The organism is Radiobacillus sp. PE A8.2, from assembly GCF_045635475.1.
Classification (GTDB): Bacteria; Bacillota; Bacilli; order Bacillales; family Amphibacillaceae; genus JBJGXI01.
Map to the genome: position 1 here is coordinate 1 of NZ_JBJGXI010000006.1, position 14931 is coordinate 14931.

At 35.9% G+C, this 14931-nt stretch carries 16 protein-coding genes; 14 read left to right on the forward strand and 2 right to left on the reverse strand.

Annotation, left to right across the window (positions count from 1 at the left end; genetic code table 11):
• The first annotated feature begins 284 nt into the window (after positions 1-284).
• The 5 genes from ezrA to ACI6MV_RS04800 all read left to right on the forward strand — a co-directional run bounded on the left by ezrA (position 285) and on the right by ACI6MV_RS04800 (position 6481).
• Positions 285-1976 (forward strand): septation ring formation regulator EzrA, encoded by a 1692-nt coding sequence (gene ezrA, locus ACI6MV_RS04780; protein WP_407268867.1) that lies wholly within the window; start codon positions 285-287, stop codon positions 1974-1976.
• A 147-nt stretch (positions 1977-2123) separates the two neighbouring features.
• On the forward strand, positions 2124-3263 hold the full coding sequence (locus ACI6MV_RS04785) for a cysteine desulfurase family protein (RefSeq protein ID WP_407268868.1): 1140 nt from the start codon (positions 2124-2126) through the stop codon (positions 3261-3263).
• Between the two features lie 5 nt (positions 3264-3268).
• Complete coding sequence (thiI, locus tag ACI6MV_RS04790; protein WP_407268869.1) at positions 3269-4471, forward strand: tRNA uracil 4-sulfurtransferase ThiI; 1203 nt, start codon at positions 3269-3271, stop codon at positions 4469-4471.
• Positions 4472-4567: 96 nt separating this feature from the next.
• Positions 4568-4765, forward strand: coding sequence for an alpha/beta-type small acid-soluble spore protein (locus tag ACI6MV_RS04795; protein ID WP_407268872.1), 198 nt, complete (start codon positions 4568-4570; stop codon positions 4763-4765).
• 114 nt (positions 4766-4879) lie between these two features.
• A complete protein-coding gene (locus tag ACI6MV_RS04800) occupies positions 4880-6481 on the forward strand; it encodes an amidohydrolase (RefSeq protein ID WP_407268874.1) in 1602 nt (533 codons plus the stop codon).
• Between the two features lie 85 nt (positions 6482-6566).
• Here ACI6MV_RS04800 and ACI6MV_RS04805 read toward each other — a convergent pair whose 3' ends face one another.
• A complete protein-coding gene (locus tag ACI6MV_RS04805; protein ID WP_407268876.1) occupies positions 6567-7367 on the reverse strand; it encodes an NAD kinase in 801 nt (266 codons plus the stop codon).
• A gap of 205 nt (positions 7368-7572) precedes the next feature.
• Here ACI6MV_RS04805 and ACI6MV_RS04810 point away from each other — a divergent pair, with 205 nt between their 5' ends.
• The 7 genes from ACI6MV_RS04810 (at position 7573) to ACI6MV_RS04840 (ending at position 13937) form a co-directional block, all read left to right on the forward strand.
• Positions 7573-8202, forward strand: coding sequence for a DUF2953 domain-containing protein (locus tag ACI6MV_RS04810; protein WP_407268878.1), 630 nt, complete (start codon positions 7573-7575; stop codon positions 8200-8202).
• A 17-nt stretch (positions 8203-8219) separates the two neighbouring features.
• Complete coding sequence (ytfJ, locus tag ACI6MV_RS04815) at positions 8220-8708, forward strand: GerW family sporulation protein (RefSeq protein ID WP_407268880.1); 489 nt, start codon at positions 8220-8222, stop codon at positions 8706-8708.
• A gap of 179 nt (positions 8709-8887) precedes the next feature.
• The gene (gene tpx, locus ACI6MV_RS04820; protein ID WP_407268882.1) at positions 8888-9391 is read left to right on the forward strand and encodes a thiol peroxidase; all 504 of its coding nucleotides are present in this window, start codon (positions 8888-8890) and stop codon (positions 9389-9391) included.
• A 94-nt stretch (positions 9392-9485) separates the two neighbouring features.
• Positions 9486-10472, forward strand: a complete 987-nt coding sequence (locus ACI6MV_RS04825) for a class I SAM-dependent methyltransferase (RefSeq protein ID WP_407268884.1) — start codon at positions 9486-9488, stop codon at positions 10470-10472.
• A 132-nt stretch (positions 10473-10604) separates the two neighbouring features.
• Entirely contained in the window at positions 10605-11804 is a 1200-nt protein-coding gene (locus ACI6MV_RS04830) for an acetate kinase (protein WP_407268886.1), read from the forward strand.
• A 116-nt stretch (positions 11805-11920) separates the two neighbouring features.
• A complete protein-coding gene (locus tag ACI6MV_RS04835) occupies positions 11921-12934 on the forward strand; it encodes a tyrosine-type recombinase/integrase (RefSeq protein ID WP_407268888.1) in 1014 nt (337 codons plus the stop codon).
• A 175-nt stretch (positions 12935-13109) separates the two neighbouring features.
• Positions 13110-13937: a helix-turn-helix domain-containing protein gene (locus ACI6MV_RS04840; RefSeq protein ID WP_407268890.1), complete on the forward strand. Its 828-nt coding sequence runs from the start codon at positions 13110-13112 to the stop codon at positions 13935-13937.
• Here ACI6MV_RS04840 and ACI6MV_RS04845 read toward each other — a convergent pair.
• Positions 13934-14173: a helix-turn-helix domain-containing protein gene (locus ACI6MV_RS04845; protein WP_407268893.1), complete on the reverse strand. Its 240-nt coding sequence runs from the start codon at positions 14171-14173 to the stop codon at positions 13934-13936. The two genes, ACI6MV_RS04840 and ACI6MV_RS04845, sit on opposite strands and share 4 nt — an antisense overlap.
• 231 nt (positions 14174-14404) lie before the next feature.
• On the opposite strand from ACI6MV_RS04845, the gene ACI6MV_RS04850 reads away from it, so the two are divergent.
• Positions 14405-14593, forward strand: a complete 189-nt coding sequence (locus ACI6MV_RS04850; protein WP_407268895.1) for a hypothetical protein — start codon at positions 14405-14407, stop codon at positions 14591-14593.
• Entirely contained in the window at positions 14594-14803 is a 210-nt protein-coding gene (locus tag ACI6MV_RS04855) for a hypothetical protein (RefSeq protein ID WP_407268897.1), read from the forward strand.
• Positions 14804-14931 lie beyond the last annotated feature (128 nt).

Consider the following 14931-nt stretch of genomic DNA (forward strand, 5'->3'; position numbering starts at 1 on the left):
TATTCAATTAAAATGAAAAAAATGTCATAAAGTTAAAAAATTTGCAATAATATAGTCCAAAAGTGGGCTTAATCATGGTATGATATAAGATAAATAACTTGGATATATCTCCTTATAAAGATGGTTCTAAAAGTCCGGGAAAAATAACTTCGGGATTTTGCATTGATGTGTTCTAGAGTTACAATGTGTAACTTTTAGATGAATCGTCTCTTAATTTCATTGTGAATTTGTCCTCCCTTTTTGATCATTACTTATAAGACCGGTCGAGTATTAGGAGGTTTAAAATGGCGTATATTATTGGGATTATTTTGTTTATTATTGCATTAATTATATTTGGATTGATTTTAAGAAAACGTATATATGATGATGTGGACCGTTTAGAGGGCTGGAAATTAGATATCATGAATAGGAATGTCTCATCCGAACTTGCTCGAGTAAAGGCATTAGTTTTATCGGGTGAAACACAAGAAAAATTTGAGTCTTGGAAAGGCCGATGGGATTTTATTGTTACTCGAGAATTACCTGATCTTGAAGAGTTTTTGTTTGATGCGGAAGAGGCAGCAGATCGATTTCGAATATTGTCTGCTAAAAAACACTTGCAGTCTGTCAATGACACATTAGTGGCAATTGAAAAAGATATTGAACAGATGTTTGAAGAATTAGACCATCTTATCGATACGGAACAGCATAGTCGCGAAGAAATGGCAGAAGTAAAACCGTTAATTAGCAGATTAAGAAATAAACTTATTCAAAATAGCTACCAGTATGGAAAAGCCGAGATTCGTTTCGATGTTGAAATTGATGAGTTAGCTGAAAAGGTAGTACAGTATGAAGAATTAGTAAATGCAGGGAATTACTTTGAGGCACAATCTGTTGTTGGTATTCTACAAGAAGAAATACAGTTACTTGAGGAACAAATTGATGTTTTTCCAGCTATGTATAAGAAATGTAAAAATGAACTTCCAGCTGAGATTGATTCGTTAATTTCCGGAATGAAAGATATGAAGGAAGAAGGATATCACATTGAATACCTTGGTTTTGAAAAAGAATTGTTAGCACATCAAGAAAGGTTAGTATCGAGTGCAACTCAGTTAGAAAAAGGCAGTTTATCGGATGCAACTGAAATTATTTTACCGATTGAAGAAAGAATCGCTGAAATATACCATCTGCTTGAAAAAGAAGCACTCGCAAAAAGTTTTCTAGATCAACATTTGCCAAGTTATCGCAAAAAATTAGCGGAAGTTACCAATTCGTTTAAAGACACAAAACAAGAAGTAGAGAAACTTCAAGAAACATATTTCTTTGAGGATAGTGATTTGGAATTACATCTCCATATGGACAAATGGATTGCGCAACTAAATAAGTTAGTTGAAGAGTTACAAGCAAATATTGGGGAAGAAAATCACCCTTATATAGAATCAAGAGAATCTTTTGAACAAGCGATTACAGAATTAGAAGAAGTACAAGCAAATCATGAAGAATTTAAGCAAAAGTTAAGGGACTTACGAAAAGATGAGTTAGATGCGAAAGAAAAAGTATTAGAATTGCGAAAATCATTGTTTGAAACGAATCGAAAACTAGAAAAAAGTAATATTCCTGGTATACCAGCATTTATTTGGAAACTGATGGATGATGCGACGGAAAATTGTAGTCAAGTCGTATTAAAGCTCGACAAGCAACCGTTAGACATGGGTGAGGTTCATCATGTACTACAGGAAGCTGAGAAATCAGTCCTTACGTTAATCGATCAAACAGAAGCTTTGCTCGATCAAGCAGGACTTGTTGAATTTGTTATTCAATATGCGAACAGATATAGAAGCCAATATGCGATATTATCTGCCAAGTTATACGAGGCAGAAAATATGTTTAGACAATATGATTATGAAAATGCGCTACAGCAAGCAGTTCAGGCACTTGAAGAGGTTGAACCAGGAGCCATAGATAGAATTGATCAATATCGTAAAATACCAAGTTAACTTATAGAAAATCCCTTGCAGTATGCAGCAAGGGATTTTTCATGGTTGTAAGCCTCAGAATAATCGTTTATCTTTATAAAAGGCTATAGTTAAATACATAATAAATATATGTGGAAATGTGTGCCGGCGCCAAAAGGAGTTTAACTAATGATTTATTTAGATAACAGTGCTACGACAAAACCATTGCCAGAAGTACTTGATAGCTTTCGCCAAGTTTCTGAGAAATATTATGCAAATCCTTCGTCGATTCACCGGTTTGGTAATGAGGCAGAACGCTTGTTAAGAAAAGCTAAACAACAGGCAGCAGATCTATTACGGGTTTCAGCAGATGAAATTGTATTTAATTCTGGTGGAACGGAAGGTAATAATACGGCAATAAAAGGTATCGCGCTTCAGCACCAGCATCGTGGCAAACATATTATTACAACATCCATAGAGCACCCTTCTGTATTACAAGCTTGCAAATCATTAGAGAAGCTAGGCTTTTCAATCACATACTTACCGGTTAATCATTTTGGTATTGTATCAGTTTCTGATGTAGAGCGAGCGATCACTAATGATACAATCTTAATTAGTATCATGCACGTAAATAATGAGTTAGGGTCTATTCAACCAATTGAAAAAATAGGAGAAATTGCAAAAAATCATCAAAAGTTGTTTTTCCATGTAGATCATGTGCAAGGTTTTGGTAAAGTTCCTCTATCGTTAACAGGTAGTAGCATTGATCTTTGTACGATATCTGGTCATAAAATACATGGGTTAAAAGGCACAGGTTTGATGTACATTAAGCAAAATACGGCATTATTTCCATTGTTACATGGTGGAGACCAAGAGGGAGCAATACGGTCTGGAACAGAGAATCTTGCAGGTATCGTTTCGCTCGTTAAAGCAATGCGGATCACTTTGGAAAAACAATCAACAGACAGTTTTTATTTAAAAAAATTAAACCAAACTTTGCGTGAACAATTATCAATGTTGAAAGCTGTTGTTATTAACTCACCAGAGCACCATGCACCGCATATTTTAAATGTTTCTGTGCCTCATTTTAAGCCAGAAGTGATTATCCATGCTTTAGGTGAGCGAGGTATTTATATATCAACAAAATCGGCATGTTCATCAAAGCAGCCAGACGAAAGTGCTGTGTTAGCAGCCTGTGGTCTGCATCAAACACGAACGAACTCAGCATTAAGAATTAGTCTTTCATATGACAATACCGAACAAGAAATAATAACTTTTTGCGCAGCATTACGCGATGTGTTAAAGGAATTAAGTAAAGTGATGGGGTAGATACGATGAATTATGAGCACATTTTAATTCGCTATGGTGAATTATCATTAAAAGGAAAAAACAGAAAACTTTTTATACAAAGACTACATGAAAATGTTAAAGAAAAGCTTCGTGATGTTCCGAATGCTAGAATTAAGCAATCTAGAGACCGGATGTTTATTTTATTAAATGGCACAAATCCTGATATCATTATCGAAAAGTGTAAGGATATATTTGGGATTCAGAGCTTCAGCTTAGCAATAAAAGTTGAAAATGAAGAAGAAAAAATTAAACAAGCAGCTTTATTTGCGCTGTCAGAAGCGAAAAATGTGAAAACATTTAAAGTGACAGTAAAACGAATTAATAAAAATTATCCGATTGATTCCCAGGCGATGAATCAAGTACTGGGAAAACATTTACTTATTAATACGGAGGATATCACTGTTGATGTTCACCATCCGGACATAGAGGTCCACGTTGAAATTCGTAATGAAGCTACGTATATTACTTCGGAAAAGATACTAGGTGCAGGTGGTCTTCCTGTTGGTACTTCTGGAAAATCTTTGTTGTTAATGTCAGGTGGAATTGACAGTCCGGTGGCAGGGTATTTGACGATGAAAAGAGGTGTAGAGTTAGAAGTTATTCACTTCCACTCACCACCTTATACGAGTGAACGAGCCAAGCAAAAGGTGATTGATTTGACGCAAAGGTTAACAAGCTTTGGACATCAAATCCGTGTACACATTGTTCCATTTACAGCGTTGCAACAAAAAATTTATAGAGAAATCCCGCACGGATATTCCATGACAGTGATGAGACGTATGATGCTCCGTATTAGTGAAGCAGTAGCAAGTAAACAAGGAATCTTATCTTTAACAACAGGTGAAAATTTAGGTCAAGTAGCAAGCCAAACAATGGAAAGCATGCATGCGATCAATGCCGTTACAAACCTTCCGATTATTCGCCCATTGATCACAATGGATAAAGCGGAGATCATAAGGATTGCACAACAAATCGAAACGTATGACATTTCAATCCGTCCGTTTGAAGATTGTTGTACTGTATTTGTACCTACAGCACCGAAAACAAGACCTAAATTGGAAAAAGTAATTCAACATGAGGGCTTTACAGATTTAACCGAAGATCTTGAGACAACGATTGCTAATATTGAGACGATCGAAATACACCCGTCATCAGCCACGGCGGATGAATTCAGCGAACTATTATAATTTGGAGAAACTTGAAACAACTACCATTTTCAAATTTGTATTGAATTCTTCTTTTTGCACATTCTAGATAATGTAGCAGGGAGGAGGTGACATTCAATGGCAGATAACAGTTCAAACCAACTTCTAGTTCCTGGTGTGGAACAAGCATTAGATCAAATGAAATATGAAATTGCACAAGAGTTTGGCGTACAGCTTGGTGCTGATACAACTTCTCGTGCCAACGGTTCTGTTGGAGGAGAAATCACGAAACGTCTAGTACAAATGGCTGAACAACAAATGGGCGGTACAAAATAATAATAGATGGCATAAAATGAAAGGGTAGCTAATCGCTACCCTTTTCTTTTTGTGCTTAATTTGATAATCTTATGAAAATAAACCAAAAATTTCTAATGTAGAGGAGAACATGTTATGGGTGTGTTATGGTATGGCGGAACAATTTATACAATGGAATCAGAGGGAGTAACAGTAGAATCCGTATATACTAATGATGGCAAAGTTATTGATGTAGGGTCCTATCAAACACTTTCCAATAAATATAAAGATGAAATCACTGAGCAAAATGATTTGAACGGATCGATTATGTTTCCAGGTTTCGTGGATAGTCATTTACATATAATTGGCCATGGAGAGAAACTGATACATCTTGATTTATCTGCCATGACCTCAGATCAGGAGGTTAAGCAATCTTTAAAAGAGCGGATCAAGCACATCAAAGAGGGAGAATGGATTATCGGTGAGGGCTGGAATGAAAACCAGTGGGAAGCACCAAGAGTTATTCATAAGGATGAATTGGATGAAATCGCACCAAATAATCCGATGGTACTAACGAGGGTGTGTCGCCACGCATTAATTGCAAATTCCGCAGCGATGAAAATAGCTAACATTTCAATGCAGACAGAAGATCCCCAAGGAGGTAGGGTCGTACGTGATGAAAATGGAGTTCCAACCGGTTACTTTTTAGATACTGCTCAAGACTATATAAAAGAAGGCATTCCTGCTGTGTCAGAGGAATATTTAACACGTGTAGTCGAGCAAGCGGTGGATGACTTGTATCAATATGGCTTAGTTGGAGGGCATAGCGAGGACTTGTATTACTATGGAGGTTTTAAGAAAACACTGAATGCTTTCAAACAAGCGATTGATGGCGAAAAACGAAAATTCAGAGCACATCTACTCGTTCATCATGAGGTATTTAATGACATGATAAGCGAAGGGCTTGTCTATAAAGACGGTACGGAATTTATTGAATTAGGTGCGATGAAAATTTTCGCCGATGGGGCACTTGGAGGACGGACTGCTTGGCTCACGAAGCCATATGAAGATGATCCGACTAATTCTGGTATTCCCATTCATACAGAACAGGGATTAATCGATTTAGTTAAACAAGCAAGAGAGAATGGCATGCCAGTTGCTGTTCATGCGATTGGTGATCAAGCTGTTTGGACAATAGCTAACATTATCCAAAATTACCCGCTTTATAATGGCCGTCGCGACCGAATTATTCATGCCCAAATCGTTAATCCAGAACTGTTGGATTTGCTTCAATCTTTGGATGTTGTTTTGGATATACAACCAACATTTGTCGCATCTGATTTTCCGTGGATTATTGATAGAATTGGATTAGAACGAGCAGTCTTGTCTTATCCGTGGAAAACATTTTTATCACGAGGTATCGCATGTGCTGCAGGTTCTGATGCCCCGATCGAACAAATCAACCCATTACTCGGTATCGAAGCAGCAGTCCTACGTAAGTCTTCAATGGATGGGAAGAGTTACAATAAACAAGAATGCTTGTCCGTTTATGAGGCAATCTCTTTATATACGAAAGGAAGCGCCTATATTATCGGTGAAGAGAATCATAGAGGGATAATAGCGCCGGGATTTACAGCTGATTTCACTGTCTTTAATCAAGATTTGTTTAAAATTAAACCGGAAAAAATTGTAGATACAAAAATCGTCATGACCGTTGTTGATGAACAAATTGTTTACGACAAATACGCAAAAGAGTGAATACTATTTTTCTAAACAAAAAAGAGCACATTACTGGATACTATCAGTAATGTGCTCTTTATTCGAATGCAACCTTCCTTGTTTTCTATAAAAATGTACGTTGGACGCGGTCCCAGAAGGAATTGTTTTTTAGTTTAACTAATTTGATTCTGTTTTCACTTAATGTGAATGTCAAATCCTTAATGTTTCGAACCGAATATGCTTCGTTATCGAGACCGACAATTGGATAATCATTACCATCCTGTATAACTTCCAGTCTCAATGTCCGTTCCTTATCAAGGATGAACGATGAACCTAATGTACGGTAACGATTATTGTTCAAAGACGCAAGCTCAGTCACCTGAAAACAAGGAAGCTTTGGATCGACTACCGCTCCATGAGTAGATTTGTTATAGCCAGTGCTTCCTGTAGGTGTAGCAACAATTAAGCCATCACCACGGAATGTTTCAAAATGATTATCATCGATAAATACATCTATGACTATGGTTTTTATTAATGGTGATCGAATACTAGCTTCATTTAAACATTGGAACCGTGTTTCCCCATTGATTAGCACATCAATAATTGGAAAACGACGAACTTCTATCTCTTCATTCATCATCGAATTTACCATTTCATCAAAGTGATCAAGACTAAAATCGCAATATAATCCCGCTTCATTTGAGCGAGCTATCCCCGTGTAAAGGCAATCTTGACGGAATCCTGTTTTACGAACAGCCTGCAAAAATGCTCCATCGCCACCAACACTAATGATAATATTTGCTTGTTTATCGTCATCTACAATCGTAAAACCATTCTCTTTCGCTAAAGCAAATAAAGGTTGCATCTGCTTTTCAAGCTCTTCTTCCCTTGGATAGTAAAAGTATAAATTTCGACGGTTGTCCATTCAAAGCTCCTCCTAACATCATCTGTAAACATGTACATATTATCATCATTCTACTTAGAATTATAGCAATTTAACTAGCTTAGTCAATTTCATAAACCTGATTTTAAATCATGTGTATGTGAATGGCTATGCAAGGTAATTATCAAATTGACTCATGTTTAGTATCTCGGTTTTTAGAAAATAATGTGGATATGGAGGTGTCGAAATGGTTTGGATTTATTTATGTATTGGCATTATTCTCTTGCTCATTCTTTGTTTATTCCTCCGTATTTATGCAAATTTCGAATACAAGCTTGAACAAGACAAAGAGCTATTATCGGTTAATGTCCGTATTATCGGAATTAATATAATTAATAAAGAAATGCCACTTCTTGGATTGGACAAGGATGATACTTCGTTAGATGACATGATAGAAAATATGGACATTACATCTGAGGAACCAGCAAAAAGTTTCCTTCAAAAATGGAAGCAATGGAAACATACCTTTAATAAGCTACTTCGAATTAAAGCTGTAGTTTTTAAGAATATGTCAAAAGTGTGTGTGCACCAATTAAATTGGGAGTCAAAGGTCGGCACAGGAGATGCAAGTAGTACAGGTATATATTGTGGTGGTGTGTGGAGTGTAAAGGGGATCGTAATTAGTTTTATATCCACTCATATGCAGCTGAAATGCACACCGCGCATAATGGTTCATCCGTTATTTCAGCAAAAGCTTGTTCGTACAAAGTTATCATGTATGGTATCGATTAAAGTCGGGCAAGCTATTTACGCAATCATTCAGTTAATGAAACACGTTGAAGTAAATAAACAACAGCAGTCAACAGCGCATACATAAAAGGAGGTAATCGGTAAATGAGTGAACATCCAATTGAAGGATTAATGACAGCCGCTATGGAAAATTTGAAAGATATGGTTGACGTCAATACGATTATCGGTGATCCGATTGAATCACCGGATGGTAGTGTAATTATTACTGTGTCAAAGGTAGGATTCGGCTTTGCAGCAGGTGGTAGTGATTTTGCTAGTGGTCAGTCAAGTAGCAGTGATGATAGCCAATCACAAGTACTTCCATTTGGTGGAGGTAGTGGCGGCGGTGTATCGATTACACCCATTGCATTTTTAATCGTCAATCAGAAAGGTGTACAAATGGTACATCTCGATCAGCATACACATCTCTATGAAAAAATGCTTGATTTAGCACCACAAGCTATAGAGAAAATTCAAGAAATCTTAAAAGGTAATGGTAGCAAAAAAGAAAAAGTAGACAAAAGTAAAAAAGAAGAAGAACCAAAACCTAAACAGAAGGAAAAAGATTCAGAAGATGAGGAACCAATCATTTAGATGTCATTTAGCTGTTAAATCAATAGTTAGTCAGGTACATCTTCGAACTAAATTGGTGATAGGATAGCAGTATATAGAAATAATCGAATTGACTCAAATAGTAAATATTAGACAACTTGTAAAACTGCCTTCATAATAACAATAAGGCAGTTTTTACAATGTAAATGAGGAGGAATAATATGGCAGACGTAACGTTTAAAGGAACCCCAATGACACTAGTTGGTGATGAAGTAAAAGAAGGGTCACAAGTACCAAACTTTACTGTCCTAGACAATGCATTAAATGAAGTAACGTTGGAGGACTTTAAAGGACAAGTACTGATCATTAGTGTTGTACCATCAGTTGATACTGGTGTGTGTGCTGAACAGACAAAACGATTTAATGACGAAGCGGAAAAGCTCACTAATGTTAAAGTACTAACAATCAGCATGGATTTACCATTTGCACAGAAAAGATGGCGTGCAGCTAATGGAATTGAACATGTTGACATTTTTTCAGACCATCGTGATGCAAGCTTTGGAACGAATTTCGGCGTACTAATGAAAGAATTGCGTTTGTTAGCTCGCTCTGTATTTATTATAAATGCAGATGGCAAAGTAACTTACACAGAATATGTAAACGAAGGAACGAACCATCCCAATTACGATGCAGCATTAGAAGCGGTCAAAAAAGTAGTAGAGTAACAGCATAGTATACGATGACCCGGCCGCAATAAAGCCGGGTTTTCTATGGCTATACATATAGATTCGTGTTTGTGGAAGAATGGAGGAACAGAACTTGGAACAAACTAAAGTAGAGCAATTATTCAGATGGATCGACGAAACAACAGAAAATGTTGAGCAACATATGGATATTCCTTATGTAGATAGTTTAACCTTAGCTCTTGAATATTTATTTTCTGGGGAAGAAACAGAAGAAATGAATGATTTAACAAAGCATGAGCTACAAAAAAGCGTTAAAAATATAGATATTGAACAATTTAAAAAGGAAGAGATTAGAAAAGCGATCCAACTAGCTGCTTTGAAAGGCATGAAAGGTGCTACACAACAGCAACATTTGATGACGCCAGATACTGTCGCGATGTTTATTGGGTATCTTGCTAATAAATTTACGAGAGCGAAAGAGAAACTACACTTGTTTGATCCGGCATGTGGAACGGGAAATCTAATTACTGCGGTTGGTAATCAATTAGATAATATTGAAAAAGCATTTGGTAGTGAAGTGGATCCATCACTTATAAAACTTTCTTACATTAGTGCAAACTTACAACAGCAAGAAATTGAATTTTTTCATCAAGACAGCTTAAGACCATTTCTGTTAGAACCAGTGGATCTTATCGTGTCTGATTTGCCAGTTGGTTATTACCCGGACGATTTGCAAGCGAACAAATATGAATTAAAGGCCGATCAAGGGCATTCGTATGCGCATCATCTTTTCATTGAACAAAGTGTGAATTATATGAAAGATGGTGGATATCTTTTATTTGTCGTACCTAATTTTCTGTTTGACAGTGACCAATCGGACAAATTACATGTGTATTTGCAAAAGCATACACATATTGTCGGACTCTTGCAGCTACCAGCTAGCTTGTTTAAATCAGAGAACAATGCCAAGAGCATTCTCGTGTTACAGAAGAAGGGGGAAGGCACAAAAGCACCGAAGCAAGCATTGATGGCGCAATTACCTTCTTTTAAAAATCCAGCTGCAATGGATCAAATTTTAGGACAAATGCATGCGTGGTTTAAGCAAGAAGGATTAGTCTGAACCTTGTGAAAATATAAACATTGCGTAGGAAACGTTATCATTGCCTCTTCGTATTGCAAACTGATCATGCCGATGGTTACAATGGAGATGTCCTAATCTCGAACCTTAAATTATGAAAGGGCTGAATTTATAGTGAGCAACATTCTTGCGATTAACGCTGGTAGCTCGTCTTTAAAATTTCAATTAATTGAAATGCCAGTTGAAAGAGTTATTACGAAAGGCTTAGTGGAACGTATTGGTTTAAATGACGCTGTATTTACAATAGAAGTGAACGATGAAAAAGATACAACCGTAACTGATATCCCTAATCATGCAAAAGCGGTCGAAATGTTACTTGAAAAATTAACATCAACAGGTATCATTCAATCATTAAATGAAATTGATGGTATTGGTCATCGTGTCGTACATGGTGGTGAACGCTTTAGTGATTCAGTAAGAATTACGGAGCAAGTGATCCAAGAAATAGAAGAAGTGTCGGATTTAGCTCCATTGCACAATCCAGCAAATTTAACCGGCATACGTGCTTTTAAAGAAATATTACCAGAAGTACCGGCGGTTGCAGTATTTGATACGGCATTTCATCAAACGATGCCGGAGCAATCTTACTTATATAGTTTGCCTTATGAATATTATAAAAAGTATGGTATCAGAAAGTATGGATTCCATGGAACGTCACACAAGTATGTATCTGAGAGAGCATCTGATTTATTAGGAATTCCGTTAAATCAACTGCGCCTGCTTTCTTGTCATCTTGGTAATGGTGCAAGTATTGCAGCTATTGAAGAAGGAAAATCGATTGATACATCAATGGGATTCACACCATTAGCGGGAGTTACAATGGGAACACGATCCGGTAATATTGATCCAGCATTAATTCCTTACATCATGGAAAAAACAGGTAAGACTGCTCATGAAGTGATGAATGTTTTAAATAAAGAAAGCGGAATGTTGGCACTGTCAGGTTTCTCAAGCGACTTGAGAGATATCGAAGACAAAGCTAATAATGGTGATCACCGTGCGGAACTAGCATTGGAAGTATTCGCTGCTCGTATTCACAAATATATTGGTTCCTATGCAGCGCGAATGAAAGGAATCGATGCGATTATTTTTACTGCGGGCGTTGGCGAGAACAGTACAACGATTCGTGCACGTGTGTTAGAGGGATTAGAATTTATGGGTGTGTATTGGAGCCCTACTTTAAACAATGTACGTGGTAAGGAAGCATTTATTAACTATCCACACTCACCTGTTAAAGTAATTGTTATTCCAACAAACGAGGAAGTTATGATTGCTCGTGATACGGTACGGTTGGCTGGGAAAACCTTGGTATAATAGGCTTTTTGAGCCTTTCGACAATTGAAAATATGGTAAAAATGGTACTGAACAAACCATAACCAACTTTTTAAACAACCTTTTTCTATGCTATGTGGAAAGGGGTTGTTTTTTTATTGGCAGAAAATAAAAATCCAGTTTATCGAAAAACAAAAAGGAATATCAAAAATAAAACCTACACCATAGATGATGCGAGAGAAACTGTACTAAAAATTAAACAGTTAGAAGGATTGACTAAAAACTCCATCATAAATTATGAGAAATTATTCAATGATTTAGACAGATTTTTTGGTGAAGTTAGAGAAGTTAATTTATTGTCTGTTGATGATGGTCGTAACTTTATCCAATGGCAACTTAACGAAAAAATCCAGTTTAAAAATCAAAAGCATCGAAAAACAAAAATAAAAGGTGTTTCAATCAGCAGTGCTAATACATACTTACAAATTGGTAAAGCAGCATTTGAGGTATTAAAAAATGAAGGGGTTGTAAGCGAGAATATCTTTTCTAAAATCAGACCCATGAGAGAAAAAGAAAAGATAATCGAAACTTTGACAATAAACGAAATAAATAAATTGTTTCGATCTATGGATAAGACGATTTATTCAGAGTTTCGTGAGTACGTGATTTGTCACTTTATGCTTGACTCGTTTGCTAGGATTAATTCAGTCTTACATGTGAAAAAATCAGACATTGATTTTGAAAGGCAAGCCGTAACTTTTCAACAAACAAAAAATGGTAGGGTTCACATAGTTCCTTTATCTAAATCGACAATAAAATTAATACAAGAATTGATATTGGAAACAAGCGATTTTAACAGTGAATACCTGTTCTTGAATGTATTTGGAGATAGGCTTACAGCAGATACGTTTAGAAAGCATTTTAGAGAGATTGTGGAGCGTTCTGGATTAGATAAGAGGGTTAATCCTCATTTATTCAGACATACGGCTTCAAAGTTGTTTTTAGAGCAAAATGGGAATATCCGTGTCTTGCAGAAAATATTGGATCATTCAGCGCTTGAAACTACTTCCCGGTATGCCCATGTATTAGATAAAACAATACAAGAGCAACATAGGCAGTTTTCGCCTGTTAACTTACTGAAGCAAAAGAAGAAAACAAAGACAAGACTATAAAAAAACAAAAAAAAGACCGCTTGGAGTCGAGTCCAAACAGTCGTACGCTATGTCTGCGTCAACAGACATCAAATAATTACCTAACATTATTATACAAAAAATGTTGTTAAAAAGCAACTTTTTATTTAGGTGTGCGATTTTTTAGACTCCCGAACGGTTAAGGGAGAGTAAACAAATGATATTATCCAATGCCGATTATAGTAATTACAAAAAATTATCAAAATTTGAGAATACAGAACACCTAAATAATTCTATTCGTGGATTCCTGTATAAATACAAGCATGAATTAAATCAATCAGTTATTGACGTGTACCGAACTATTGCCAATTTTGCTGTGAAACTGTCTGGAGTGGCTTTTTTGAAGCAACAAACTATCGCTGAAATTATTGGTAAATCCATTGCTACAATTAAAAGATCACTAAAAGTATTAAAAGATTTAAAAGCAATAGAAATCCATCGAACAAAAAGAGAAAAAGGACGTATTAAAGGCGGTTTTGGTCACAACGTTTTTGTTATCTGTGATCTATCGGATGAACTATCGGGTGAACTATCGAAAATGAACCATCGAGAGGAAGCTGAAACTCCTTGTCACCAAACACAAAAGCAACAGAATTATGCTAAGGAATCTAGTCATTCTGAATCTAACCATCTTAAAGAATTTAAAAAACGTAAGACAAACCTAAATTATGATAAAGAATTTCTAAGTAGTAATTTGCCTAGACAATTTGTAGACACAGTAAGCAGTTTTCACGACAATCAGACGGTTTTTAACTTGTGGAATAGATTATGTCTTGCAACTAAAAAACATGCCGACAGTAGCCTTATTTTAAGCCACATTGACATGTTTATTAAAACTTATAAGGAATGCATCTGGAAATTCAAAACTAATCGTATACAAGGCGATTTTATCGGATACGTATACGGTGCTTGGGTTAATACCTGTAAAAACATAATTTTGGAGCAAAATTCCAGAATTGGCTTGTATTATGATTGGCTTGCCTAGTCTGCTGGGACAAATTCAACTATGTCTTGTATTTCACATTCCAGATACTCACAGATCAATGCAATTACATCTAGAGCCACATATTCATTATGTTTCATCTTGTGCAGCGTAGATGGTGATATGCCAAGATCATCCTTTAAATTTTGTTTGATTTTATCTTTGTCAATTAATGTTTTTTCAAATGGTTTATAACTAGGTCTGATTTTCGTTGCTTTACGTCTTGGATTTTTAACCATTTTTATCCCTCCTAATTAAGTATTATAACAAAAGTTCGATAAGTTGTATAAAAAGTGTTGCAATGTAGTTCGATATGTAATATTATTATATATAACAAATCGAATGTTTATGATATTTATTTTTGGAGGTATTAAATGCCAAGAACAAAAACGGACATTTTCATGGTCGTCTGCTGGATAGGATCAATGGTATTTATGTATTTCTCAGTAAGTTAAATGGAGGGTGAAAAAATGGCTATCACAGGTAAAATGTGGGAGGTAGCACAATTGTTGGAGAACATTGGAGAAGCACGTTTTGGGAAAATTGAAATGTCGCCAGAAATCGATGAAGAATCATATGTTGAAGACGTGAGAAAAAGAATACCTGAAATGGAAAAAGCATTATTGAAGTTAAAGAGGTATATGAAGGATGACGAGTAAATGAGAACAGAATTGTTCGGCTTTAAATTAACTGCCACAAAGATGCATGTACCCGAACTTGATAAAGGTGAGCGTAACCCGTATACATCGGGGGATGAAATTGGCAATCCATATTTCAAAGATAAGAAAATTGAAATTAAAGAAGATGACGTAATGGAGGTGTTGCGATTACTAAAGCAAAAAGGTTACGATGTTTCATCACTAGAATAATGAATGTTTATATATATAAACGGAATTTTGAGAACATTCAAACATTTAACTACCAATTATATGAGAAAGCCAGTACAATTATTACAAGTAAATCATCTAGTTCAGTCACCTTGTGTTTTTAAAAATAA